Annotated in this window: 22 protein-coding genes; 14 read left to right on the forward strand and 8 right to left on the reverse strand. The window is 68.6% G+C overall.

Going from position 1 to position 22,343, the window contains the following annotated elements; translation table 11 throughout:
* Window positions 1-318: 318 nt before the first annotated feature.
* The 6 genes from SFC76_RS01025 to mtnP all read left to right on the forward strand — a co-directional run bounded on the left by SFC76_RS01025 (window position 319) and on the right by mtnP (window position 6,135).
* On the forward strand, window positions 319-1,557 hold the full coding sequence (locus tag SFC76_RS01025; protein WP_322847637.1) for an SLC13 family permease: 1,239 nt from the start codon (window positions 319-321) through the stop codon (window positions 1,555-1,557).
* A 131-nt stretch (window positions 1,558-1,688) separates the two neighbouring features.
* Window positions 1,689-2,024 carry an iron-sulfur cluster insertion protein ErpA gene (gene erpA, locus SFC76_RS01030; protein ID WP_038660722.1) on the forward strand — a complete coding sequence of 112 codons (336 nt, stop codon included), beginning with the start codon at window positions 1,689-1,691 and terminating at the stop codon, window positions 2,022-2,024.
* Between the two features lie 3 nt (window positions 2,025-2,027).
* Window positions 2,028-2,798, forward strand: coding sequence for an exodeoxyribonuclease III (xth, locus tag SFC76_RS01035; protein WP_322847638.1), 771 nt, complete (start codon window positions 2,028-2,030; stop codon window positions 2,796-2,798).
* Window positions 2,795-3,592 carry a transporter gene (locus tag SFC76_RS01040; RefSeq protein ID WP_322847639.1) on the forward strand — a complete coding sequence of 266 codons (798 nt, stop codon included), beginning with the start codon at window positions 2,795-2,797 and terminating at the stop codon, window positions 3,590-3,592. Before xth ends, SFC76_RS01040 begins: the two co-directional genes overlap by 4 nt.
* Window positions 3,593-3,877: 285 nt before the next feature.
* The gene (locus tag SFC76_RS01045) at window positions 3,878-5,272 is read left to right on the forward strand and encodes an amino acid permease (RefSeq protein ID WP_322847640.1); all 1,395 of its coding nucleotides are present in this window, start codon (window positions 3,878-3,880) and stop codon (window positions 5,270-5,272) included.
* Window positions 5,272-6,135: an S-methyl-5'-thioadenosine phosphorylase gene (gene mtnP, locus SFC76_RS01050; protein ID WP_322847641.1), complete on the forward strand. Its 864-nt coding sequence runs from the start codon at window positions 5,272-5,274 to the stop codon at window positions 6,133-6,135. The genes SFC76_RS01045 and mtnP overlap by 1 nt, the downstream gene beginning before the upstream one ends.
* A gap of 13 nt (window positions 6,136-6,148) precedes the next feature.
* On the opposite strand, the gene SFC76_RS01055 is transcribed toward mtnP, so the two are convergent.
* From SFC76_RS01055 to SFC76_RS01065, 3 genes are all read right to left on the reverse strand, one after another.
* Window positions 6,149-6,625 carry a DUF2141 domain-containing protein gene (locus SFC76_RS01055; RefSeq protein ID WP_322847642.1) on the reverse strand — a complete coding sequence of 159 codons (477 nt, stop codon included), beginning with the start codon at window positions 6,623-6,625 and terminating at the stop codon, window positions 6,149-6,151.
* A gap of 187 nt (window positions 6,626-6,812) precedes the next feature.
* Window positions 6,813-9,497: an aconitate hydratase AcnA gene (acnA, locus tag SFC76_RS01060; protein ID WP_322847643.1), complete on the reverse strand. Its 2,685-nt coding sequence runs from the start codon at window positions 9,495-9,497 to the stop codon at window positions 6,813-6,815.
* A 152-nt stretch (window positions 9,498-9,649) separates the two neighbouring features.
* Window positions 9,650-10,300 (reverse strand): L,D-transpeptidase family protein, encoded by a 651-nt coding sequence (locus SFC76_RS01065; protein WP_322847644.1) that lies wholly within the window; start codon window positions 10,298-10,300, stop codon window positions 9,650-9,652.
* Window positions 10,301-10,476: 176 nt separating this feature from the next.
* Between SFC76_RS01065 and SFC76_RS01070 the strand changes: the two genes are divergently transcribed.
* The 6 genes from SFC76_RS01070 to SFC76_RS01095 all read left to right on the forward strand — a co-directional run bounded on the left by SFC76_RS01070 (window position 10,477) and on the right by SFC76_RS01095 (window position 13,771).
* On the forward strand, window positions 10,477-11,034 hold the full coding sequence (locus SFC76_RS01070; RefSeq protein ID WP_322847645.1) for a hypothetical protein: 558 nt from the start codon (window positions 10,477-10,479) through the stop codon (window positions 11,032-11,034).
* 261 nt (window positions 11,035-11,295) lie between these two features.
* Window positions 11,296-11,577, forward strand: coding sequence for a hypothetical protein (locus SFC76_RS01075; protein ID WP_322847646.1), 282 nt, complete (start codon window positions 11,296-11,298; stop codon window positions 11,575-11,577).
* Window positions 11,578-11,687: 110 nt separating this feature from the next.
* Window positions 11,688-12,380 (forward strand): helix-turn-helix transcriptional regulator, encoded by a 693-nt coding sequence (locus SFC76_RS01080; protein ID WP_322847647.1) that lies wholly within the window; start codon window positions 11,688-11,690, stop codon window positions 12,378-12,380.
* Window positions 12,381-12,422: 42 nt separating this feature from the next.
* Window positions 12,423-12,788, forward strand: coding sequence for a hypothetical protein (locus tag SFC76_RS01085; RefSeq protein ID WP_322847648.1), 366 nt, complete (start codon window positions 12,423-12,425; stop codon window positions 12,786-12,788).
* Between the two features lie 45 nt (window positions 12,789-12,833).
* A complete protein-coding gene (locus SFC76_RS01090) occupies window positions 12,834-13,301 on the forward strand; it encodes a hypothetical protein (protein ID WP_322847649.1) in 468 nt (155 codons plus the stop codon).
* Window positions 13,298-13,771 (forward strand): hypothetical protein, encoded by a 474-nt coding sequence (locus SFC76_RS01095; protein ID WP_322847650.1) that lies wholly within the window; start codon window positions 13,298-13,300, stop codon window positions 13,769-13,771. Before SFC76_RS01090 ends, SFC76_RS01095 begins: the two co-directional genes overlap by 4 nt.
* 7 nt (window positions 13,772-13,778) lie before the next feature.
* On the opposite strand, the gene SFC76_RS01100 is transcribed toward SFC76_RS01095, so the two are convergent.
* The gene (locus tag SFC76_RS01100) at window positions 13,779-13,964 is read right to left on the reverse strand and encodes a hypothetical protein (protein WP_322847651.1); all 186 of its coding nucleotides are present in this window, start codon (window positions 13,962-13,964) and stop codon (window positions 13,779-13,781) included.
* A 143-nt stretch (window positions 13,965-14,107) separates the two neighbouring features.
* Between SFC76_RS01100 and SFC76_RS01105 the strand changes: the two genes are divergently transcribed.
* The gene (locus SFC76_RS01105; protein ID WP_322847652.1) at window positions 14,108-14,530 is read left to right on the forward strand and encodes a phasin family protein; all 423 of its coding nucleotides are present in this window, start codon (window positions 14,108-14,110) and stop codon (window positions 14,528-14,530) included.
* A 275-nt stretch (window positions 14,531-14,805) separates the two neighbouring features.
* On the opposite strand, the gene SFC76_RS01110 is transcribed toward SFC76_RS01105, so the two are convergent.
* Genes SFC76_RS01110 through SFC76_RS01125 form a run of 4 tightly spaced genes read right to left on the reverse strand, consistent with a single transcriptional unit; the run spans window position 14,806 to window position 21,385 of the window.
* Complete coding sequence (locus SFC76_RS01110) at window positions 14,806-15,309, reverse strand: GNAT family N-acetyltransferase (protein ID WP_322847653.1); 504 nt, start codon at window positions 15,307-15,309, stop codon at window positions 14,806-14,808.
* A gap of 55 nt (window positions 15,310-15,364) precedes the next feature.
* Entirely contained in the window at window positions 15,365-16,948 is a 1,584-nt protein-coding gene (locus tag SFC76_RS01115; RefSeq protein WP_322847654.1) for an efflux transporter outer membrane subunit, read from the reverse strand.
* The gene (locus SFC76_RS01120) at window positions 16,945-20,196 is read right to left on the reverse strand and encodes an efflux RND transporter permease subunit (RefSeq protein ID WP_322847655.1); all 3,252 of its coding nucleotides are present in this window, start codon (window positions 20,194-20,196) and stop codon (window positions 16,945-16,947) included. Before SFC76_RS01120 ends, SFC76_RS01115 begins: the two co-directional genes overlap by 4 nt.
* 4 nt (window positions 20,197-20,200) lie before the next feature.
* Window positions 20,201-21,385 (reverse strand): efflux RND transporter periplasmic adaptor subunit, encoded by a 1,185-nt coding sequence (locus SFC76_RS01125; protein ID WP_322847656.1) that lies wholly within the window; start codon window positions 21,383-21,385, stop codon window positions 20,201-20,203.
* Window positions 21,386-21,574: 189 nt separating this feature from the next.
* Here SFC76_RS01125 and rpiA point away from each other — a divergent pair, with 189 nt between their 5' ends.
* Window positions 21,575-22,282, forward strand: coding sequence for a ribose-5-phosphate isomerase RpiA (rpiA, locus tag SFC76_RS01130; RefSeq protein ID WP_416222374.1), 708 nt, complete (start codon window positions 21,575-21,577; stop codon window positions 22,280-22,282).
* Window positions 22,283-22,343 lie beyond the last annotated feature (61 nt).

Genomic DNA, 22,343 nt, shown 5'->3' on the forward strand with positions numbered 1-22,343 from the left:
GTCGCCGCATTTCCGCAGGGGCGGGAACCTGGGATCGGGCAGAGCGACGCAGGTCGGTTTTCGGGACGCCGAGACTTCCGCAAAAGTCGTACGTGGCACATCAAAACCGTACCCCGGCGAAGGCCGGGGCCCAGTTCGGCGACGGTTTGTAATGACTTACGATGGCCTTCCCAACTGTGCCCCGCCCTCCGCCGGGGTACGGTATGAGGGTGTGGCGAGCCGGTCTTCGCAGATCGCTCGCCTTCGCGGGGGTGACATGGGTTACGGGGGTGGGATCGTGGCTTCGATCGGGGTGTGCGTGGAAAAGGGTAGGGGCCGATGATCGCGACCGTTGGGATATGCGCCGCCGCGACCGCGGGGGTGATCGTCCGGCCGTTCCGCTGGCCTGAGGCGGTGTGGGCGGTGGGTGGCGCGGTGCTGCTGCTGCTGCTCGGGCTGATCGCGCCGGCGAGCGCGTGGGCGGCGGTGCTCAAGGGGACCGACGTCTATCTGTTCCTGATCGGCATGATGCTGCTGTCGGAGGCGGCGCGCGCGCATGGCGTGTTCGACTGGGTGGCGCAACGCGCCGCGGCGGGCGCGAACGGGTCGGCGGCGCGGCTGTTCACGCTCGTCTTCCTCGTCGGGGTGGCGGTGACCGCCTTCCTGTCGAACGATGCGACCGCGGTGGTGCTGACCCCCGCGGTCTATGCGGTCGCGCAGCGTGCCAAGGTCAAGCCGCTGCCGATGCTGTTCGCCTGCGCCCTGGTCGCCAATGCGGCGAGCTTCATCCTGCCGATCTCCAATCCGGCCAATCTGGTGCTCTACGCCAGCGACCTGCCGCGGCTGGGCGCGTGGCTGGCGGCGTTCGCGTTGCCGTCGGTGCTGGCGATCGGCACGACTTATCTCGGCCTGCGCTGGCTGTTCCGCAGCGACCTCTCGGGCACGGCGGAGCAGGGCGAGGGCGTTGCGCTGTCGGGCAATGGGCGGATGGCGCTGGCCGGGATCGGCGCGACCGCGGTGCTGCTGACGGTCGCATCGGCGCTGGGCTGGGACCTCGGCTGGCCGACGTTCGGGGCGGGCGTCGTCACCGCGCTGGCGGTGCAGCTGCGCGCGCGGGAGTCGCTGGTGCCGCTGGTCAAGGGCGTGTCGTGGCTGGTGCTGCTGCTCGTCGCCGGATTGTTCGTGATGGTGCAGGCGCTCGCCGAGACCGGGCTGATCGGCTGGCTGGCGGCGCAATTGTCCGCGGCGGCGGCGACCGACCCGCGGGCCGCCGCGGCGGCGGCGGGCGGGCTGCTCGCGGTCGGCAGCAATCTGGTCAACAATCTGCCCGCCGGGCTGATCGCGGCGCAGACGATCGCGGCGGCGCATCCGCCGGCGCTGGTGGTCGACGCGTTGCTGATCGGGGTGGATCTGGGGCCGAACCTGTCGATCACCGGGTCGCTGGCGACGATCCTGTGGCTGATCGCGATCCGGCGCGAGGGCGAGGATGTGACCTTCGGGCAGTTCCTGCGCGTCGGGGTGGTGACGACGGTGCCCGCGCTGGTGCTGGCGATCGGGGTGCGGGTTTTGATGGGGTAGGGGCGTATTCCCCGCTTCCCATGAGGTGACGGAAGGGGAGGATACGGCGCACTGCGTTGCTCGACGAGTGAGGGGACACTCGCCACCCATCCCCTGTTGCCCCGCGCCCCCGCCGCGCCTATCTCCCGGGGATGGCCACGTCTCCCGAGATCCTGCTCACTCCTGCCGCGGCGAAGCGTGTCGCGGCAATTGCCGGCAAGCAGAACAAGCCCGCGATCCTTCGCCTGTCGGTGGATGGCGGCGGCTGTTCGGGGTTCCAGTACAAGTTCGGCTTCGCGGAGGCGCCCGAGGGCGACGATACCGTCGCCGAAACCGATGGCGTGCGACTGGTGGTCGACAGCGTCAGCCTCGACCTCGTGCGCGGCTGCCAGGTCGATTATGTCGAATCGCTCGGCGGGGCGGCGTTCCGCGTGGAGAATCCCAATGCGGCGTCGGGTTGCGGCTGCGGCTCCAGCTTCGCGATCTGACGGTTGAAGCTCGTCACCTATAACGTCAACGGGATCAAGGCGCGCCTGCCCCGGTTGCTCGAATATCTCACCGAACAGCAGCCCGACGTGGTCTGCCTGCAGGAGATCAAGTCGAGCGACGACACCTTCCCGCATGCCGATATCGAAGCGCTGGGTTACGGCGCGGTGTGGCACGGCCAGAAGGGGTTCAACGGCGTCGCGGTGCTCGCGCGCGGGCAGGTGCCGGTCGAGCGGCAGCGCGGGCTGGCCGGCGAGGACGAGGACGACCACAGCCGCTATCTCGAATGCGCGGTCGACGGACTGGTCGTCGCGTCGATCTATCTGCCCAACGGCAATCCGCAGCCGGGGCCGAAATTCGATTACAAATTGCGCTGGATGGAACGGCTGGCGGCGCGCGCGCAGGTGTTGCTCGACGAGGAAGTGCCGACGGTGCTGATGGGCGATTACAACGTGATCCCCAATGACGACGATACCTTCTCGGTGCGCGCGATGGCGACCGACGCGCTGATGCAGCCGGAAAGCCGCGCCGCCTATCGCCGCTTGCTCGCGCAGGGGTGGACCGATGCGCTGCGCACGCGGCAGCCGACGGGGCGGGTGTGGACCTTCTGGGATTATCAGGCGGGGGCATGGCAGCGCGACGCGGGCTTCCGCATCGACCATCTGCTGCTCAGTCCGCAGGCCGCCGACCGGCTGGTCGATGCCGGCGTCGACAAGGCGTATCGCGGGCGCGAGAAGGCCAGCGATCATGCGCCGACCTGGGTACGGCTGTCGTGAGGCGCGCTGCCGCGGCGGGTGCCGTCGCGATGACCTTCGTCGCCGCGCCGGCACTGGCGCAGAAGAGCTATTGCCCCGAACGCCCCGGCCTCGATACGCCGGCCTGCGTCATCGCCCCCGGCCGCGTCTCTGTGGAGACGGGGGTGGTCGACTGGACGCTCGACCGCCAGCCGGACAGTCGCACCGATACCGTGCTGATCGCGGACACGCTGGTGCGCGTCGGCGTCGCCGACCAGATCGAGGCGCGAATCGGCTGGACGCCTTATGGCCATGAGCGCGAGCGCGACCGGCAGACGGGGGCGATCGACCGGGTCGGGCAGAGCGGCGACGTCTCGCTGGGGCTCAAGGCGGGGCTGTTGCATCCCGACGGAAACGGTCTGTCGCTGTCGCTGCTGCCCTATGTGACGGTGCCGGTCGGCGGCAGCACGATCGGGTCGCGCGTCGCGGGGGGCGGATTGCTGGTGCCGGTCACCTTCCGGTTGAACGACACGGTGCATCTCGACGCGACGCCCGAGGTGGATGCGCAGCCCGACGAAGAGCGTGCCGGGAGGCATCTGCGCTACAGCAGCGCGGGCGGCGCGACGGTGAAGCTCGCCAAGACGGTCTCGGCGGCGCTCGAGGCGCAGGTGATCCGCGACGAGGATCCCGACGACCGCAGCACGCAATGGCTGAGCGCGGCCTCGGTGACGTGGAAGCCCAAGAAGGACTGGCAGTTCGACGTGCAGACGACGCTGGGCCTCAACCATGCGGCGCCCGACGTGGAACTGGCCGGGGGCATTTCGCGACGGTTCTGAGGCGGGGGAGGTAGGTCGCCGGTTATTACCGTCACCCCCGGACGTTGCGAAACCTCTGAAACACGGCAGATGTACCCCGGCGAAGGCCGGGGCCCAGTTGGGTGAAGGTGGGCGATGACGTACCGCCGCCTTCCCAACTGGGCCCCGGCCTTCGCCGGGGTACAAGGCTGGTGCGACGGGGTATGTGGGGCGGGGGGCGCCCGTCTTACAGCCTCCGCCGTTCTCGCTGCTCTACCCACCACGGCAGCGACCGCTTATACCTCCGCCATCCAGGGAGGGAACCGCATGAGCTTATTGCGTCGCAAGACGATCCACGCCCAGCCGCCCGAGCAGCAGCTCGCGCGGACGCTGAGCTGGCCGCATCTGGTCGCGCTGGGGGTGGGCGCGATCGTCGGGACGGGTATCCTGACGCTGATCGGCGTGGGTGCCGACCGCGCCGGGCCGGCGGTGATCCTCGCCTTCGTCGTCGCGGGGGCGATCTGCGCTTGCGCGGCGCTCTGCTATGCGGAGATGGCGACGATGATCCCCGCCTCGGGATCGGCCTATACCTATAGCTATGCGACGCTGGGCGAGGTGATCGCCTGGGTCGTGGGGTGGAGCCTGATCCTCGAATATTCGCTGGTCGTGTCGACCGTCGCGGTCGGCTGGTCGGGTTATGCGGTGGGGTTCCTCAAGGGGTTGGGCGTGGCGGTGCCGGCGGCGCTGGCCAACGGGCCGGGGCTGGGCGGCGTCGTCAATCTGCCCGCGGTGGCGATCATCGCGCTGGTCGCCGGGCTGCTGATGCTGGGGACGCGCGAGAGCGCGCGGGTCAACACCGTGCTGGTGCTGATCAAGATCGTCACGCTGGCGCTGTTCGTCGGCGTCGCCCTGCCGCATTTCGATGCCGCCAATCTGCATCCGTTCACGCCTTACGGCTTCGGCAGCCCGACCGGGGCGGGGGGCGTGAAATATGGCGTGATGGGCGCGGCGGCGATCATCTTCTTCGCTTTCTACGGCTTCGACGCGATCTCCACCGCGGCGGAAGAGGCGAAGAACCCGGAACGCGACCTGGCGATCGGCATCGTCGGTTCGATGCTGGCGTGCACCGCAATCTACATGATCGTCGCGACTGCGGCGGTGGGCGCGCTGAGCTATACGCGCTTCGGCAGCAGCCCCGAGCCGCTGGCGCTGATCCTGCGCGAACTCGGCCAGCCCAAGGTGGCGACGGTGGTCGCCGCCGCGGCGGCGGTTGCGCTGCCGACGGTGCTGCTCGCGTTCCTCTACGGGCAGAGCCGCATCTTCCTCGTCATGGCGCGCGACGGCTTCCTGCCCGCCGCACTCGCCAAGGTCAGCAAGCGCGGCGTGCCGGCGCGGATCACCGCGATGACCGCGGTGTTCGTCGCGGTGATCGCCGGGCTGGCGCCGCTCGACGTGATCGCCAGCCTTGCCAATGCGGGGACGCTATGCGCCTTCGTCGCGGTGGCGGCGTGCGTGCTGGTGTCGCGGCGGCGCGACCCCGATGCGCGGCGGCCGTTCCGCACGCCGTTCGCCTTCGTCGTCGCGCCGTTGGCGATCCTCGGCTGCCTGTATCTGTTCACCAGCCTGCAGGTGCGCACGCAGGTCGCGTTCTTCGGCTGGAACGCCTTCGGGTTGCTGGTCTATTTCCTCTATGCTCGGCCGCGCGCGACGGTCGCAGGCTGATGGCGGGCTGGCATATCGGCATCATCGGCGGCTCCGGCCTCTACGACGTCGAAGGCGTCGAGGACGGCCGCTGGGTCGAGGTGACGACGCCGTGGGGCGCACCGTCGGATGCGATCTTCAGCGGGCGGATCGGCGAGGTCGCGGTGTCGTTCCTGCCGCGGCACGGTCGTGGCCACCGGATCAGCCCGGAGGCGATCAACGCGCGCGCCAATATCGACGCGTTGAAGCGGCTCGGGGTGACCGACGTGCTCGCGGTGTCGTCGGTCGGGTCGCTGGTCGAGGCGCGGCCGCCGGGCAGCTTCACGATCGTCGACCAGTTCATCGACCGGACCAAGGGGCGCACGTCGAGCTTCTTCGGCACCGGCTGTGTCGCGCACGTTTCGATGGCCGATCCGGTGTGTCCGCGGTTGAGCGATTACGCCGCCGCGGCGGTCGGCGCCGGGGTGGATCGTCGCGGCACCTATCTGGCAATGGAGGGGCCGCAATTCTCGTCGCGGGCGGAGAGCGTCCTCTACCGGCAATGGGGATGCGACGTCATCGGCATGACCGCGATGCCCGAGGCGAAGCTCGCGCGCGAGGCGGAGCTGCCTTATGCTTTGGTCGGGATGGTGACCGATTACGATTGCTGGCGCGAAGGCGAGGCGGCGGTCGATGTCGCGCAGGTGATGGCGCAGGTGTCGGCGAATGCGGCCAAGGCGCGGGCGATGGTGGTGCGGCTGCTGCGCGCGCTGCCCAAGGCGCGGCCGGCGTCGCCGATCGACACCTGCCTCGACAGCGCGATCATCACCGCCAAAGGCGCGCGCGATCCGGCGCTGGTGGCGAAGCTGGACGCGGTGGCGTGGCGGGCCTTGGGTCTGGGGTGAGCCGCCGGTCCGGTCAGCGATCCGGGCCGACCGAGAAGCCGTGCCGGTAGTTCATCGTCACCGCGATCCGGCTCGTCCCGGCGGCGAGCGGCACCGCCACCTGCGCGAAGGCGGGCTTGAGCTTGAGCAGCGAGAGGCCGGGATCGCGCGAGAAGGCGCCGCCGTCGCCGCCGTCGGACTTGCCGTTGGCATTGGCGTCGTGGCGGACGGCGACACCGTAGGTGCCGGGGCGGGGGACGGGGATACAGACCTCCAGCGTGCGGCGTCCGTTGGTCGGCGCCTCGACGCGGCCGAGCCAGCGGCCTTTCTGGAGGAAGCCGGGTTCGTCGTAGAGCTGGACGCGGACGTCGCCAGTGCCGGCGCGCACGCCGCGGACCGTGACGATCAACCGGTGCGGCGTGGCGGCGGTGCAGCCGGTGGTGCTGTGCTGCGCAGTCGCCGGCGTGGTGGCGAGCGCGAGCAGCGCGAGTGACGGGATGAGGCGGGCCATGCGGCGGTAACGCTCCGGAAAAGCGTGATTATACCGTCGGATGTGGCGAGGGTGTGGCCGCTGCTTGGCGGATCGTGGCGGGTATCGGCGGATGCCGCCGCTCCGGCTTATGCGGGATCGATATGCAGTCAATTCCTCCCCCTGGCGGGGGAGGAATTTAGCCAAAATCCCCAGGCGGCGCCCCGGCTTATGCCGCGAGGTTGCGCAGCACGTACTGGAGGATGCCGCCGTTGAGGAAGTATTCCAGTTCGTTGACGGTATCGATGCGGCAGCGCGTCTCGAACGTCTCGGTGCTGCCGTCGGCGCGGGTGAGCTGAACCTCGACGGTCTGGCGCGGGCGCAGATTGGCGACGCCGGTGATCGTGAACGTCTCCGATCCGTCGAGGCCGAGCGTCTGGCGCGTCACGCCCTCGGCGAATTGCAGCGGCAGCACGCCCATGCCGACGAGGTTCGAACGGTGGATACGCTCGAAGCTCTCGGTGATGACCGCGCGCACGCCGAGCAGGTTGGTGCCCTTCGCCGCCCAGTCACGGCTGGACCCGGTGCCATATTCCTTGCCCGCGACGATGACGAGCGGCGTGCCATTCTCCTTGTGGCGCATCGCCGCGTCAAAGATCGGCATCACCTCGCCGTCGAACCTGGTCATGCCGCCTTCGATCCCCGGCACCATCTCGTTCTTGATGCGGATGTTGGCGAAGGTGCCGCGGACCATGACGTTGTCGTTGCCGCGACGCGCGCCATAGCTGTTGAAGTCGGCGCGGCTGACCTGCCGCTCCATCAGCCACTTGCCCGCCGGGCTGTCCGCCTTGATCGAGCCGGCCGGCGAGATGTGGTCGGTGGTGATCGAATCGCCGAGGATCGCCAGCGGCTTCGCCTCGATGATGTCGGTGACCGGCTTCGGGGTCATTTCGAGACCGTCGAAATACGGCGGGTTGGCGACATAGGTCGAACCCGACGGCCAGGCGTAGGTGTCGGATTCGGTGATCTGGATCGACTGCCACTTGGCATCGCCGGCATAGACGTTGCCGTAGCGCGAGCGGAACATCGTATCGTCGATGTTCGCCGCCATCACGTCGGCGATCTCCTGGTTGGTCGGCCACACGTCCTTGAGGAACACGTCCTGACCGTCGGTGCCCTGGCCGAGCGGCGTCTCGGTCATGTCGAGCGTCACCGTGCCCTTGAGCGCGTAGGCGACGACGAGCGGCGGCGAGGCGAGGAAGTTGGCGCGTACGTCGGGCGAGACGCGGCCCTCGAAGTTGCGGTTGCCCGACAGCACCGAGGCGGCGACGATGTCGTTGCCGTTGATCGCCTTCGAGATCGGCTCGGCGAGCGGACCCGAATTGCCGATGCAGGTGGTGCAGCCGTAACCGACGAGGTTGAAGCCGATCGCGTCGAGATCCGCGGTCAGGCCGGCCTTGTTGAGATAGTCGGTGACGACCTGCGAACCGGGGGCGAGCGACGTCTTGACCCAGGGCTTGGGCTTGAGGCCGAGCGCGTTCGCCTTGCGCGCGACGAGGCCGGCGGCGACGAGCACCGACGGGTTCGACGTGTTGGTGCAGCTGGTGATCGCCGCGATCACGACGTCACCGTCGCCGATGTCATGGCTGCGCTCGGGCACGTCGACGCGCTCCGGACGCTCCTTGTGATAGATCTTGAAGAGATCGCCGTTGAACACCTCGTCGACCTTGCCGAGGCTGACGCGATCCTGCGGACGCTTCGGGCCGGCGAGCGATGCGGTCACGGTGCCCATGTCGAGTTCGAGCGTGTCGGTGAACAATGGCTCGGGGGCGTCGTCGAAGCGCCAGAAGCCGTTCGCCTTGGCATAGGCCTCGACCAGCGCGACATTCTCGTCGGACCGCGCGGTGAGGCGCATATAGTCCATCGTCTTCTCGTCGATCGGGAAGAAGCCGCAGGTCGCGCCATATTCGGGCGCCATGTTGGCGATCGTCGCACGGTCGGCGAGCGTCATCGAACCGAGGCCTGGGCCGAAGAACTCGACGAACCGGCCGACCACGCCCTTGGCGCGCAGCATCTGCGTGACGGTGAGCACCAGATCGGTGGCGGTGATGCCCTCGCGCAGCGCGCCGGTCAGCTTGAAGCCGACGACTTCGGGGATCAGCATCGACACCGGCTGGCCGAGCATCGCCGCTTCCGCCTCGATGCCGCCGACGCCCCAGCCGAGCACGCCCAGACCGTTGATCATCGTCGTGTGGCTGTCGGTGCCGACGAGCGTGTCGGGATAAGCGATCGCGGTGCCGTCGCCATGCTCGCCGACGCTGTCCGACGACCAGACCGCCTGACCGATATATTCGAGGTTCACCTGATGGCAGATGCCGGTGCCCGGCGGCACGACCTTGAAATTGTCGAGCGCGGCCGAGCCCCACTTGAGGAATTCGTAGCGCTCGCCGTTACGCTGATATTCGAGATCGACGTTGTCCTCGAATGCCTGCGGCGTGCCAAATTCGTCGACCATCACCGAGTGATCGATGACGAGATGGACGGGAACCTGCGGGTTGATCTTGGCGGCGTCGCCGCCGAGCTTGGTGATCGCATCGCGCATCGCGGCAAGATCGACGACGCAGGGGACGCCGGTGAAATCCTGCATCAGCACGCGCGCCGGACGATATTGGATCTCGCGGTCGGAGCGGCGCTCCTTCTGCCAGTCGACGATCGCCTGCACGTCGGCCTCGGTGACGGTCTTGCCATCCTCGAAACGCAGCATATTCTCAAGCAGAACCTTCATCGAGAAGGGCAGGCGGCTGATGTCGCCGAACTTGGCGGCGGCCTTTTCGAGGCTGTAGTAAGCGTAGCTCTTGTCGCCGACCGTCAGGGTCGTGCGGGTGTTCAGGCTGTCCTGGCCGATGGCGGTCATTGTGAGTCCTTCAATTTGGCCCAGGGCGCTCGGGGAGGCGGCCAGAGGGCCGCGCGGGCGCGCGAGAGCGCTTCAGCGAAAGCGTATGTCGCGGCGGCCTTAGCAAGGGCGGTCCGATGGGGGAAGCGCCTATGCCCACCTGCGGATGACTCTCAAGACACGAGCGTTTCGCCGGTCGCCAGCGTCTTGCCGCGGGTGATGATGACGCGGTCGCCGACCTTCGCCTCGCGGAACAGCAATTTGGCGAAGGCGGTCGGCACGCCGATACAGCCGTGCGTGGCATAGCCCCAGGCGACTTCGGTGCCGTGGACCGCGACGCCGTCGTTGGTCAGCCGCATCGTATAGGGCATCGGCGCGCCATAGAGGCTGGAGACGTGGTGCGCGTCCTTCATCAGGATCGGGAAGCTGCCGAGCGGAGTCGGCTTGTCGTCGGCACCGTACAGGATCGCGGTGGCGCCGATCTCATAGCCGTCGCGGAAGACCGACAGCGTCTGCGCGGCGAGATCGACGGTGACGATCAGCGGGCCGGCGGGCACGCCCGCATCGTCCCAGGTATAATCGCCGAACTTGATCGGGCCGATGTCGAGGACGCGCTTGACGATGAGCGGGTTGGGGGTGGGCTGCGCGATCGGCCGGGGCTGGGGCCGGGGGGCGGCGACAACGGCGCGGGCGGCGGGCACGGCGGGCGCATGCGCCGGCGGTGCGGCGGCCGGGCGGAGCGCCGGGACGGTCGCGGCGGCGGCGACGCCGATCGCGACGGCGGCGAGGATGAGCTTGGCCGCGAAGGCCCGACGTGCGGCCATGATGCGCTCCCGGTGGAACGGGGGGAATGCTCCGGTTGCAGGCACTTGGCTAGGGGGCTCGCGCGGCTGTACCGACGCGGGACGGCGGGGCGCGGCGTCAACCGTGTTGCTGGGTCGCGGGTTTCTGGCAGGGATAAGGGGGAGCCATCGGCGGGCGGGGCGGTTAGGCTGGCGGTATGGCGAAGCTGAAGGTCTATCGTACCCCGATTGGATTCCACGACGCTTACGTCGCGGCGGCGAGCCAGAAAGCGGCGTTGCAGGCGTGGGGGAGCGAGCGAGACCTGTTCGCACGCGGCATCGCCGAAGTGGTGACCGATCCGGCGCTCACCGCCGAACCGCTGGCGCAGCCCGGGACGGTGATCAAACGCTCGCGCGGCACCGCGGCGGAGCAGATCGCGGCGCTGCCGGACACGCCGGCGAAGACGCCGCGCCGCCAGCCCGACGACGCGGCGGATGCACCCGCACCCAGGCCCAAGCCCAGGCCGGCACCGAAGCCGGTTCCGAAACCCGATCGCCGCGCGCTCGATGCCGCGGACCGGGCGCTGTCGGAGGCGGAGGCGCGGCATCGCAGCGAGGCGCGGGCGCTGCGCGCCGAGGAGGCGGAGCTCGCCAGACGGCGACGGACGATGGAGCGCGAGCAGGAGGACGAACGCGCGCGGCTGGACGAGGCGAGGCAAACGGCGGCGGATGCCTACGAGCGCGCGATGCGGCGGTGGAAGGGCGGCGACGGCTAGCCGCGACCGGCACTCGGGGCTTAGCCGAAATTCCCCCCCCGCCAGGGGGAGGTGGCATGCCGCAGGCATGACGGAGGGGGAGGTAAGCGACACGTCCGTTTCGTGTCCTCCCCCTCCGTCACGGCTTCGACCCGGCACTCCCTGGCGGGGGAGGGATTCGGTCGACTGCCGATCCGGACCAGCCCAAGCGGCGGGCAAGGCGTTGCGCAGGCGGAACATTGCGCGGGTACATGGGGTTGGACCGGCCAGAAAGGATCATCCATGTCCCATATTCCGAGTTCCGCCATGAAGCACGCCGGCCCGGTCCATCACGACGAGGCCAAGACGCCGCCGAAGCCGAAGAAATCCCCCAAGCGGCAGCCCGGCGGCCTCGGTACCGGCGCGTGGCTGGCGATCGGCGGGACGATCCTCGCCGGCGCCGCCGCCGCGATCGCGCTGCCGCTGCTGCGCGGCGACAAGCCGCCGGTCGCGACGCGCCGCGGCAAGAAGGCCAACAGCGGCAAGGGCGCGCACAAGAAGCCCGGCAAGCCCGCGCACGGCTGACCATCGCCCGCGTCGTCGCCGGCACGATGCTGGTTGCGGCGCGCGATGGGCGATAGAGGGCCGTTTTCCCCGCAACCTGTGAAACGACGATCTTGGCAATAGCGCATCCCATGCCGATCGACCGCGACGACAGACCGCTTGCCGACCCCGGCGAAACCACCGGTGTCGATCGTGAAGCTCTTGCCATGCCCGCCGTCCCGCGGGACAGAGGGCAAGTGACGGACCCAGCCCCTTTCGACCGCCTGTCGCGGCGCCACCGCGAATGCCTGCGCGGCGTGCGCGAGCTCAAGGGGTCGAAGGAGATCGCCGACGAACTCGGCATCGAGAAGAGCACCGTCGACAAATACCTGACCGAGGCGGTGAAGGTGCTCGGCGCGCGCAACCGTCGCGACGCCGCATTGCGCCTCGCCGCACACGAAGAGGCGGCGGCATCGGCCGCATCCGACCTCCGGATTCCGCAGGATCCCGCCGTTTCGGCGCCGGAAACCGCCTCCGATAAAATGGGGGGTCATTCTGCACGGCTAGTCGATCCGGCGATCGACCTGCCATTGCCGGTGGTGCCGGACGACACGATCGTCAGGGCACCGGGGGTTTCCGGGGAGCCGCCTTCCAGGCACAGCTTCCCGGAAATACGGCTGCCCTTCCGGCGGAAGGGACAGCGGGGCAACGACCTGTCGGTCGGAGGCCGGTTGATCTGGATACCGGCCATCGCCATCAGCCTCGCCATCGGGTTCGGCATGCTGATGACCGGCCTCCAGGTCCTCACCGGCATCATCGAGACGATCGCCCGCCGCCTTTCCTGATCTTCAGCGAAAGCACCCCCACGGGGGTGAACGGGGTGGCCAATGTCTTACGCGAACGCTCATTATGCCGATTCCCAGGTTGCCGCCGACGCCGTCGCCACCTTGCTGTGGCGGCTCGAGACGCAGCTCGACGAAGCCTTCGCCACCGGCGGCGAGCTGCTCGCCGCGCTGCCGCGGGCACGTGCCGCCGCCAAACTGCCGGCGATCGCCGGGCAGCAGGCTTTCGAAACCCTCAGTCAAGCCATCCTCGCGATCGGTACGGCGCGCGGTCACACCGTCGCCGGTCACCGCGTCATCGAGAAGGTGGGCCGCCAGATCGGGTATGAAACGAGTTTCGGCGACGAACAGCCGAAGCCCGATTTCGTCCCGACGGGCGTCGACGGCAGTCACTTGCGCGTCGCCGCCTAGGTGTCATGGCTTGACCACCAGATTGCTCCTTTGGCCGGTCAAGTCATGACACACGTCATCCTCTTCAACATCGTCCTGCTCGGTGCGTGCGCTTATGCCCTGGCGGCAGGCGGGGCGCCCGAGCGGTGGACCGCGGCGGTGTTCCTCGCCGGGGCGACGACGACCTTCGTGCTGCCGTTCCAGCCGCACGTCAGTTATCATTCGGTGCATCTGATGATCCTGACGGTCGATTGCGCGGTGCTGCTCGGGCTGGTGTGGATCGCGGTGCGGGCCGACCGGTTCTGGCCGCTGTACGTCGCCGCGCTGCACCTGATCACGATCGCGATCCACGGCGTGAAGGCGCTGGACCCTCATCTCGTGCCGTGGATGTACGCGGGGGCGAGTGCGAAGATCGCCTATCCCATGCTGGTGCTGCTGGCGATCGGCGCGTTGCGCCATCGCCACCGCCTGGCCCGTTTCGGGAGCGACCGCGACTGGTCGCCCCTCCGCAGACCGGATTACGAACACTCATGAACGCCGATATCCGGTTGCTGCGCTGGCCCGAGCGCGATCGCGAGAACCACGAACGCCTCGTCGCCGCGATCGCCCGCGTCCGCTTCGCCGCGGCGCAGGGGCGGGGCGAAATCGTCGCCTCGACCTTCGTCGGCCCAGAGGAGCCCGACGACGCCGACCGCGCCCGCGCGCTGCTCGCGCAGCGGCGTAGCCGCGATGCGGCGGCGGGCAGCCATGCCGAGCTGTTCGGCGAACCCGGCTGGGACATCCTGCTGATCCTGTTCGTCGCCTACGAGGAGGATCGGACGATGGCCAGCGGCCCGCTGCTCGCCGAGGCGCGGATACGCGGCGCGGTCGGCCGGCGCTGGCTGCAGGTGATGCAGGCGCGCGGGCTGATCCGGTGGGAGGCGATGGAGCCGCGCGATACCGCGGCGGTGGCGCTGACCGACGAGGGGGTCGTCTTCGCGCTGCGCTGCATCGCCGCGGCGTGAACGGGGATCAGGCGGAGCCGAGCAGCCGCTCCGCCTCCTCGCGCATCATCTCGACACCCTGACAGATGTGCAGACCCGCGACGGTATGACCGAGGTCGTCCGACAGGCGGATCAGTTCCTCACCGAGCCCGATCGCACGGTGGAGCAGTTCGCCGCGAATGCGGGGCGGCATCGGGTTTTCGATCTTCGACATGCAACGGGCCTTCTACCGGCGCGCGAACGCGACGCAACGGCTGCTTCGTCACGCTGCCGGAGCCAAGCCATCTATCACACGTTGAAGTCATGGTAACCAAGCGGACCGCCGATACGGCGTCCCAAGATGAGAGGAGAGCGATGATGGCCGAGGATTTCGGTGGTGCCGGCAACGGCGCGGGCGCGGATGCGGGTCAGGGCGCTGCGGATGCGATGCGCGATGCCGCCGAGCGGGCGCGCGCGGGCTTTTCCGACCACGTGCTCGATCCCGCCCGTCGCGCCGGCGAGGCGATGCGTGCCTCCGGCCAGAAGGCGGCCGACAACGGCGCGACGATCGGCCTGAAGATCATCGAACAGGCCGAGCAGAATTCGCGTCAGGCGTTCGAAGCGATGCGCGAGGCGGCGCAGGCCAAGGACCTCAGCGAGGTGATGCGCATCCAGGGCGAGTACCTGCGCGAACAGGGCCAGCGCGCGATGAACCAGGCGCGCGAGATGGGCGAGCTGATCATGCAGTTCGGTCGCGACGCGGTGTCGCCGGTGCAGTCGGGGGACGACAAGGCGGGCTGAGCGGCTGGGGGGCGCCTCGCTGATCCTCGTAGCACGGATGCGGCGACATCAGCGAGGTTCGAGCCATGTCCTTATTGGATCCGTCACCCAGGACTCGTTCGAAACCTGTGCCAAACACCTGATGTACCCCGGCCTTCGCCGGGGGGCAATGTAGGTGTGAGCGCACCGACTTTTGCAGAGATTTCGACTTGTTCCGGGGTGACGGAGTGAGCTTGGATGCCGACAGGCTTACGTGATCGGCCAAACCTTATCTCAGATGAGGACCTTTCGCGACTTCAGCCGGTCGGGATCGGGCGGGCGAGGATCAGCAGGTCGTGCGCGACGCCGTCGCGGGCGCGGACGTGGCCGGCGAGCAGCGCCTCGCGGCGGAAGCCAAGCCCTTCGAACAAGGCGATCGAGCCGGCCTGATCGGGCGTCATCGTCGCGCTGAGCTTGGCGAGGCCGTGCGCGCGGGCGATCGCGAGCAATGCCTCGAGCAGATCGCCGCCGAGCCCCGCGCCGCGACGGTCGGTGGCGACGAGCAGGCGGATCTCGCCGACATGGCCGCTCCAGCCGAGCGGATCGCGGACCAGCGCGCCGGTGGCGACGATGCGGCCGCCGTCCTCCGCCACGAGGCTGTCGATCCAGCCTTCGCCGATCGCCTGCTGCCACGCCTCGATGACGCGCTCGTGGCGCAGGTCGCGGCCGAGGAACAGCAGATCATGTTCGGGCAGGCTCGCGGCGAAGGCGAGCATCGCCGCATCGTCGGTCGGGCGGAAGCGGCGGATCGTGTGGCTCATGCGTGCGGTTCCTGCCCTGATGGACGCTAACCATCGGGGATATCACGCATAAGCGTCAACCGTCGCGTGGCGTTCCGTTTGGCGTCACCGGTTGCGGGCCCTGCGGCGTCGCCTCCAGCGTCGAATCGCCGCCGAGCACGCGGTACAGCGTGACGCGATTGCTCGCGCCGGTAAGCGTCGTGGTGATCAGCGTGCGCTGCGCGGTGTAGAACGAGCGCTGCGCGTCGAGGCTCGACAGGAAGGTGTCGATCCCGCCCTGATAGCGCGCGTTGACGAGTTGCAGCGTATCCGCCGCCGCCGCCTGGAAATTGGTCTGCGCGCGCAGCTGGTCGGCGATCGTGCCCTGCCGTGCGAGCGCATCCGCGGTTTCCTGGAACGCGGTCTGGATCGTCTTCTCGTAGGTGGCGAGCGCGGCGTCGCGCTGCGCCTCGGTATAGCGGACGTTGGCGCGGCCGGCGCCGGCCTGGAAGATCGGATAGCTGACCGAGGGCGCGACCGAATAATTGAACGCGCCGCCGGCGAACAAAGACGACAGCGCGGTGCTGGCGAAGCCGACGAGCCCGGTCAGCGAGATGCGCGGGAACAGCGCGGCGCGCGCCGCGCCGATCTCTGCATTGTAGGCGCGGAGCTGATATTCGGACTGGACGACGTCGGGGCGGCGCAGCAGCACGCCGCTGTCGATGCCCGCGGGCAGCGTCGCGATCGTCGCTTGCGCCTCGTCGATCGAGACGGGGAGCAGCGTCGGATCGACCGGCGCGCCGACCAGCAATTGCAGCGCATTGACGTCCTGCGCCACCAACGTCTTCTGTTCGGCGAGATCGGCGTTGGCGGTTTCGAGGATCTGTTCGGCCTGGCGCAGGTCGGTGCGCGCGCTGACCCCGCCTTCGAGCCGGGCGCGGGTGAGGCGGACGCTGACCTGCGCACTGGTGGCGGTGTCCTGCGCGACCTTGAGCAGGCTGCGGTCGGCGGCATAGGTCAGCCACGCATCGGCGATGTCCCCGACCAGCGTCAGGCGGGTGGCACGCGCCGCCGCCTCGGTGGCGAAATAGCGGTCGAGCGCGGCGCGCGACAGCGACCGGATGCGGCCGAACAGGTCGAGTTCGAAGGCGGTGACGCCGAGCTGCGCGGAAAAGGCGCTGTTGCCGTTGCCGGTGGTGGTGATCGTGCCGGTCGAGCCGTTGCCGGTGCCGACGCCCGTGCCGGTCCCCGTATTGCCCGTGCCGGTGTTGCCCGTCCCGGTATTGCCGGTGCCCGTATTGCCGGTGCTGCCGCTGCTCGCGGTGCTGCGCGCGCCGTTGCCGCCACCCGAATAGGTGTAGCGGCCCGAGGCGTCGACCGCGGGGAACAGGTCGGCGCGCTGGATGCGATATTGCGCGCGCGCCGCGGTGATGTTGGCGGCGGCGACGCGCAGGTCGCGGTTGTTGACCAGCGCCTGGTCGATCAGCGTCTGGAGCCGGCGATCCTTGAAGATGTCGCGATAGGTGAAGGCGGGCAGCGCCGCTTCGCTCTGGCGGAGATAGGCGTCGCCGATCGGCCACGACGTCGGCACCGGCGTTTCCGAGCGGACGTATTTCGGCTCCATCGAACAGGCCGACAGCGCGCTCGCCGCGAGCGCCAGGGCGAGGATCGAACGGGTCATCGGGCGGGCTCCGGCTCGGCGGCGGGCGGCATCGGCGGCGCGGGCGGCTCCTTATTGTCCTTGCCGCCCTGATGGCCGGTCGGGCGACCGCGCAGCTTGGCGATCCCGTCGCGGACGCCGCGGCGGACGAGCACGAAGAACAACGGGATGTAGAAGATCGCGAGGAAGGTGGCCGACAGCATGCCGCCGATCACCGCGGTGCCGATCGCGATGCGGCTGTTCGCGCCGGCACCGGTCGAGATCGCCAGCGGCAGCACGCCGAAGATGAAGGCGAAGCTGGTCATCAGGATCGGCCGCAGACGGATCTTGGCGGCCTCCAGCGCGGCGTCGAAGACGCGCGCGCCCTTGCGCTCCGCCTGTTCGGCGAATTCGATCATCAGGATCGCATTCTTGGCGGCAAGACCCATCGTCGTCAGCAGCCCGATCTGCAGATAGACGTCGTTGGTCAGCCCGCGCAGCGTGACGAAGGCGATCGCGCCGATCAGCCCGAGCGGGATGATAAGCAGCACCGCGAACGGGATCGACCAGCTTTCGTACAGCGCCGCGAGGCACAGGAAGACGACGAGGATCGACAGGCCGTAGAGCAGCGGCGCCTGACCGGAGGACAGCCGCTCCTGATAGGACAGGCCGGCCCAACTCACCGAGGTGCCGGGGATCTGCGCCGCCAGCTCGGCCATCCGCGTCATCGCGTCGCCCGAGCTCTTGCCGGCGGCGGCCGAGCCCTGGAATTCATAGGAGGAGATGCCGTTGAACCGCGACAGCGTCGTCGGTGCGGTCGCCCAGCCGGTGCTCGCGAAGGACGAGAAGGGCACCATCTGTCCGTTCGACCCGCGCACGAACCATTGCTTCAGATCTTCCGGCGACGCGCGATATTGAGCATCGCCCTGCACGTAGACGCGCTTGACGCGACCGCGATCGATGAAATCGTTGACGTATTGGCCGCCCCAGGCGGTGGTGAGCGTGCCGTTGGCGTTGCTCTGCGTCAGGCCGAGCGCGGACAGCTTCTGCTGGTCCATGTCGACGCGCAGCGTCGCGATGTCGGGCAGTTCGGTGAGGCGCACCGAGGCGAGCATCGAATCGGCATTGGCCATCGCGAGCAATTTGTCGCGCGCGGCATTGAACTGGTCCTGCGACAGGCCGCCGGTGTTCTGCAGCTCCATCGTGAAACCGTCGGACTGGCCGAGGCCGCGGACCGCGGGCGGCACCAATGCGAACACCTGCGCGTCGCGCAGGCCGCGGAAGGCGGCGGAGGCGCGACCGGTGATCGCGTCGGCGGTGTTCTCCTTGCCCTTGCGTTCCGACCAGTCGACGAAGTTGAGGAAGCCCTGGCCGGTGTTCTGGCCGCTCGCGCCGCCACCGCCACCGCCGGCGACGGTGAACAGCACCGACGAATTCTTGCCTTCGTTCTGGATGAAGTAATTCTCGACCTGCTTCTGCACCTCGATCGTCCGCGCCTGGGTGGCGCCGGCGGGCAGGCGGAACTGGACGATCGCAGACCCCTGGTCCTCGGTCGGCAGGAAGCCGGTGGGCAGGCGCAGGAACAGGATCGCCAGCAGCGCGACGAGCCCGAGATAGATCAGAAGGAACAACCATTTGCGATCGACCACCGCGCGCACTGCATTGGTGTAGCGCTCGACGCCGCGTTCGAAATTGGTGTTGAACCAGGTCGATGCCTTGGTCCCCCAGCCGGCGACCCGCGGGAAGCGGCGCTTGAAGCCCTGCGCCTCCTCGGCCTCCTGCGATTTCTGCTTGAGCAGCGAGGCGGTGAGCGCCGGCGACAGGATCAGCGCGACGAGCACCGACAGCACCATCGCCGCGACGATGGTCAGCGAGAATTGGCGATAGATCACGCCGGTCGAGCCGCCGAAGAACGCCATCGGCAGGAACACCGCCGACAGGACGAGCGCGATCGCGATCAGCGCGACGGTGATCTCGTTCATCGACTCGATCGTCGCCTCCCGCGGCGTCATGTCGGGATTCTCTTCCATGAGCCGTTCGACGTTCTCGACGACGACGATCGCGTCGTCGACGAGCAGGCCGATGGCGAGGACGAGCCCGAACAAGGTCAGCGTGTTGATCGAGAAGCCGGCGAGGTGGAAGACCGCGAACGTCCCCAGCAGCACCACCGGCACCGCGATCGTCGGGATCAGCGTCGCGCGCCAGCTCTGGAGGAAGACGAACATGACGATGACGACGAGGATTACCGCCTCGATCAGCGTCTTGACCACCTCTTCGATCGACAGTTCGATGAACGCGGTGGTGTCGTTGGCATAAGCGACCTTGAGGCCGGGCGGGAAGGTCTTGGCGACGCGCGCGACCTCCGCCTTGACCAGCTCGGCCGTCTCCAGCGCATCGGCGCCGGGGGCGAGCAGCACCGCGATGCCGGCGCCGGGATGGCGGTTGATGCGGCTGACCGAGGCGTAGCTTTCCGCGCCGAGTTCGATCCGCGCGACGTCCGACAGGCGGACGGTGGCGCCCGAGGGAAGCGTCTTGACGATGATCTGGCGGAATTGCTCGGGGGTCTGGAGGCGCGACTGGGCGGTGACGGTCGCATTGAGCATCTGATCGGAGGCGGAGGGCAGGCCCCCGACCTCGCCCGCCGCGACTTCGGTGTTCTGGTTCTGGATCGCGGTGCTGATATCGCCGGGGATCAGCGAATAACTGGCGAGCCGCGACGGATCGAGCCAGATGCGCATCGCATATTGCGAGCCGAAGACGTTGACGTCGCCGACGCCATGGACGCGACCGAGCGGGTCCTGGAGGTTGGAGACGAGATAGTCCGACACGTCCATGTTGGTGCGCTGGTCGGTCTCGTCATAGACGCCGACTATCAGCAGATTGTCGGGGTTCGACTTGCGGACGACGAGGCCCTGCTGCTGCACCTGTTGCGGCAGGCGCGCGACGCCCTGCTGCACCTGGTTCTGCACCTGCACCTGCGCGATGTCGGGATCGGTGCCCTTTTCGAACGTGGCGGTGATCGTCACCTGGCCGCGGCTCGACGAGGACGAGCTGAAATAGAGCAGGCCGTCGATGCCGGTCAGCTGCTGCTCGATGATCTGCGTCACCGAATTCTGCAGCGTCTGCGCGTTGGCGCCCGGGAAAGTCGCGCGGATCGACACCTGCGGCGGCGCGACGTCGGGATATTGCGCGATCGGCAGGCTGAGGATCGAGCCGACGCCGGCGAGCATGACGATGATCGCCAGCACCCAGGCGAAGATCGGGCGATCGATGAAGATACGGCTGATCACAGGCTCAGCCCGCCTTGCTTTGGGCGTTACCCTGTTCGCCGTCCTTGCCCTGCTGCGGCGGTTTGACCACCTGCGGGCTGTTCGCGGGCACCGCCTTGACCTGCGCATTGGGGCGCAGGTTGTTGAGCCCCTGCGTGATGACCTTGTCGCCGGCATTGAGGCCGGAGGTGACCACCCAATAGCGGCCCTGCGTCCGCGACGCGGTGACCGGCTTCTGCACCGTCTTGCCGTTCGGTCCGACCAGCATCACCGTCGCGGCGCCCTTGGCATCGCGGGTCAGCGCTTCCTGCGGCACCAGGAAGGCGCGCTGGTTGATCGACTGCGCGAAGCGGGCGCGCACGAACATGCCGGGCAGCAGCAGCCCCTGCGGATTGGGGATGCTGGCGCGCAGCGTCACCGTGCCGGTTTCGGTGTTCACGAGAGCTTCGGAGAATTCGACGCTGCCGGTCTGGCCGTAATCGCTGCCGTCTTCCAGCTTGAGCCGCACCACCGCGCGCGTCGGCACCACGCCGTTCTGCGCCAGGCTGCGGCGCAGCGCGAGCATGTCGGCGGCGGATTGCTGGATGTCGACGAACATCGGGTCGAGCCGCTGGATCTGCGCCAGCGGGTCGGTCTGGCTCGCCGAGACGAGCGCGCCGACGGTGAACAGTGAGCGGCCGATCCGCCCGGTGATCGGCGCGGGGACGGTGGTGAATTTGAGGTTGATCCGCGCCGTTTCGAGCGCCGCGCCGGTCTGCGCGACCGAGGCGGTCGCCTGCCGCGCGGTCGCGACGGCGTTGGTATATTCCTGCTGCGAGACCGCCTGGATCGCCGCGAGCGGCTTGTAGCGCTCGGCCTGCACCCGCTGCGCCTCCTGATTGGCGCGCGCGCTCTGCAGATTGGCCTGCGCCTCGTTGACCGCGGCGCGATACAGGCGCGGGTCGATCTCGTAGAGCGGCTGGCCGCGCTTCACCAGCGAGCCTTCGGTGAAGAAGCGGCGACGGATGATGCCGTTGACCTGCGGCCGCACGTCCGAGCTTTCATAGGCGTTGGTGCGCGCGGCGAGTTCGGTGACCATTGCCGCGTCGGTCGGCTGGACGACGACATAGCCGACCGTCGTCGGCCCCTTGTTGGGACCGCCCGCGCCGCCCTTGCCCTTCGACTGCGACTCGCCGCTGCCGCCGCAGGCGGCAAGGGTCAGCAGGACCACGGCAGTAGCGGCGCCGGCACCTAGCCGGCGGCCCCGAAAGGATAATGTGGTCAAGTATGTCACCCGGCTCGTGTCTCGACTCGCGCAGCCGTGACCGGCGCGACAATGCGTGGCCATGGCGATTGGTTGCTTTCGCTGGCCCATTGCCGGGGATCGTGGCGCAAATGCAACCCGACACCCATGTTATTAATGTCGCAATTTGTCGCAGTGTGGGAAGGAGCCGGCATGGACGCTGACACGGAAAAGGCGCGCGCCGGTGCCGCCGCCGCACAGGAAGTGCAGGACGGCATGCTGGTCGGACTGGGCACCGGATCGACCGCCGCGCATGCCATCGCGGCGATCGGCGCGCGCGTCGCGACGGGGCTGCGCATTTGCGCGGTCGCCACGTCGCGCGCCAGCGAGGCGCTTGCGCAGCGGGTTGGAATCGTCATGCTCGATTTCGCCGACGTACCGCGGCTCGACCTGACGATCGACGGTGCAGACGAGATCGACCCGCGTTTTTTCGCGATTAAAGGCGGCGGTGGCGCGATGCTGCGCGAGAAGGTGGTCGCCGCCGCATCCGACCGGATGGTCGTCATCGCCGACGGCGCCAAGCGGGTCGCGGCGATCGGCGCCAAGGCGCCGGTGCCGGTCGAGATCCTGCCATTCGCGCGCGCCTCGCTGCTGGCGCGGCTGGGGGAGGGCGCGGTGCTGCGCCAGGGCCCCGACGGGCCGTATGTGACGGACAATGGCAACAATATTGTCGATTGTCGGCTCGACCTGCAAAATCCCCGCGAAACAGCCGCTTGGCTCGACGGAATTGCCGGTGTCCTCGGCCACGGGCTGTTTCTGGACGAGGTCGATGCGGCCTATTTTGCCCAGGATGGGACCGTTTCGCGGCTGGAACGGCTCGATTAGTCTCGCTAAGGCCGATCCAACCGCAACAGATCGGGCGTGCAGGCGTTCGACGCAGGGTAAG

The organism is Sphingomonas sp. CD22, from assembly GCF_034556155.1.
GTDB lineage: Bacteria > Pseudomonadota > Alphaproteobacteria > Sphingomonadales > Sphingomonadaceae > Sphingomonas.

What these genes read in the sequence shown, in the direction of transcription:
- SFC76_RS01025 (WP_322847637.1), top strand. Translation starts at nt 319, where the DNA reads ATGATCGCGACCGTTGGGATATGCGCCGCCGCGACCGCGGGGGTGATC.
- SFC76_RS01070 (WP_322847645.1), top strand. Translation starts at nt 10,477, where the DNA reads ATGGCGAAGCTGAAGGTCTATCGTACCCCGATTGGATTCCACGACGCT.
- SFC76_RS01045 (WP_322847640.1), top strand. Translation starts at nt 3,878, where the DNA reads ATGAGCTTATTGCGTCGCAAGACGATCCACGCCCAGCCGCCCGAGCAG.
- SFC76_RS01085 (WP_322847648.1), top strand. Translation starts at nt 12,423, where the DNA reads ATGTCTTACGCGAACGCTCATTATGCCGATTCCCAGGTTGCCGCCGAC.
- SFC76_RS01100 (WP_322847651.1), bottom strand. Translation starts at nt 13,964, where the DNA reads ATGTCGAAGATCGAAAACCCGATGCCGCCCCGCATTCGCGGCGAACTG.
- SFC76_RS01115 (WP_322847654.1), bottom strand. Translation starts at nt 16,948, where the DNA reads ATGACCCGTTCGATCCTCGCCCTGGCGCTCGCGGCGAGCGCGCTGTCG.
- SFC76_RS01075 (WP_322847646.1), top strand. Translation starts at nt 11,296, where the DNA reads ATGTCCCATATTCCGAGTTCCGCCATGAAGCACGCCGGCCCGGTCCAT.
- acnA (WP_322847643.1), bottom strand. Translation starts at nt 9,497, where the DNA reads ATGACCGCCATCGGCCAGGACAGCCTGAACACCCGCACGACCCTGACG.
- SFC76_RS01095 (WP_322847650.1), top strand. Translation starts at nt 13,298, where the DNA reads ATGAACGCCGATATCCGGTTGCTGCGCTGGCCCGAGCGCGATCGCGAG.
- SFC76_RS01105 (WP_322847652.1), top strand. Translation starts at nt 14,108, where the DNA reads ATGGCCGAGGATTTCGGTGGTGCCGGCAACGGCGCGGGCGCGGATGCG.
- rpiA (WP_416222374.1), top strand. Translation starts at nt 21,575, where the DNA reads ATGTCGCAATTTGTCGCAGTGTGGGAAGGAGCCGGCATGGACGCTGAC.
- mtnP (WP_322847641.1), top strand. Translation starts at nt 5,272, where the DNA reads ATGGCGGGCTGGCATATCGGCATCATCGGCGGCTCCGGCCTCTACGAC.
- erpA (WP_038660722.1), top strand. Translation starts at nt 1,689, where the DNA reads ATGGCCACGTCTCCCGAGATCCTGCTCACTCCTGCCGCGGCGAAGCGT.
- SFC76_RS01055 (WP_322847642.1), bottom strand. Translation starts at nt 6,625, where the DNA reads ATGGCCCGCCTCATCCCGTCACTCGCGCTGCTCGCGCTCGCCACCACG.
- SFC76_RS01090 (WP_322847649.1), top strand. Translation starts at nt 12,834, where the DNA reads ATGACACACGTCATCCTCTTCAACATCGTCCTGCTCGGTGCGTGCGCT.
- SFC76_RS01065 (WP_322847644.1), bottom strand. Translation starts at nt 10,300, where the DNA reads ATGGCCGCACGTCGGGCCTTCGCGGCCAAGCTCATCCTCGCCGCCGTC.
- SFC76_RS01110 (WP_322847653.1), bottom strand. Translation starts at nt 15,309, where the DNA reads ATGAGCCACACGATCCGCCGCTTCCGCCCGACCGACGATGCGGCGATG.
- SFC76_RS01080 (WP_322847647.1), top strand. Translation starts at nt 11,688, where the DNA reads ATGCCGATCGACCGCGACGACAGACCGCTTGCCGACCCCGGCGAAACC.